Source organism: Bartonella sp. CL100XZDX, from assembly GCF_042195375.1.
Taxonomy (GTDB): domain Bacteria; phylum Pseudomonadota; class Alphaproteobacteria; order Rhizobiales; family Rhizobiaceae; genus Bartonella.
The window spans coordinates 1-1,025 of the sequence record NZ_JBHIOH010000070.1; the positions used below are offsets into that span (position 1 = coordinate 1).

At 42.2% G+C, this 1,025-nt stretch carries 1 pseudogene; it reads left to right on the forward strand.

From position 1 onward, the window contains the following. A pseudogene (locus ACFILU_RS08320) lies at positions 1 to 850 on the forward strand (hypothetical protein); the annotation flags it as partial. Positions 851 to 1,025: the final 175 nt, after the last annotated feature.

The following is a 1,025-nucleotide window of genomic DNA, read 5'->3' on the forward strand; positions in this document are numbered from 1 at the left end:
CTTGGCATTAGGCAATGATACTTTGGTTGCAAGTTATACGGCAGATACAAGAATAAGCGTTCCTTCTCTTTCGGCGGGCAAGGATTATTATGTTTATCTGGTTTCTGATGGAGGACAGTCTCATAAACTTGTTTTATCAGAAAACTCTACGTATCCAAGGGATTACACTGTGAGTAATTCGCGCAAGATAGGAGGGTTTCATACGCTCTGTGCAGATGTTGGTACGATTTCCGGTCACCCATTGTCTGGTTATAGAGCAGGGGATATTTTACCCCATTCAGTTTGGTGTCTCAATCACCGCCCGCATAGTTCACCAGAAGGTATGGTTTATGACCCCTCTACAGATCTTTGGGTTGATATTTATCTTCAGTCAGGGACGGGTCACAATACCCGCTCGGCGTATAATGTTCCTATTACGACGAACCGTCTACAAACAGATCACATATCCGATATGCTGCGTGTTAAGAAGGCTTTGCTCAATAATACAGAATTTGCCTCCGCGATGTATGGAAGCAATGAAGGTGGTGGGATTCAAGGCAAAAAAGCACCTTCACCAAAACATTCTGGAGGTTATAAGAATACGGCAAATATACGGATGGTTTCGCATATCGGTTGTGAAGATGGTTGCGGTTATGTTTGGCAATTTGTGAAAGATGTTTGTTTCATGCAAACAGTAACTGGAACCTCACCAAATGTACAGTTTAAAAAAGATATGTATGCATTGTTGGCTGGTGGAGACTGGTCAGATACTACGAATATCACTCCACATCTGCGCGCAGTCATTATACGGAATGCTATTTATGAATCGGCTAGCGCCCGTGGCTGTAGTTATCCACGGCATTATATTTAGGAGGGGTAGATGATAGATTATCCAGAGCATTTAAATAGCAAAGAAGATTATATGAATATGCTTTCCTTTGATAAGGCTGAAACCGTAAGGAGGTTAGAGATGCTTTTATCAACGCGTTTTTATTGGGTCTTTGTTAAAGAGCTTGGAGAGGGGGAAGAGGGGATTGAAGATGACA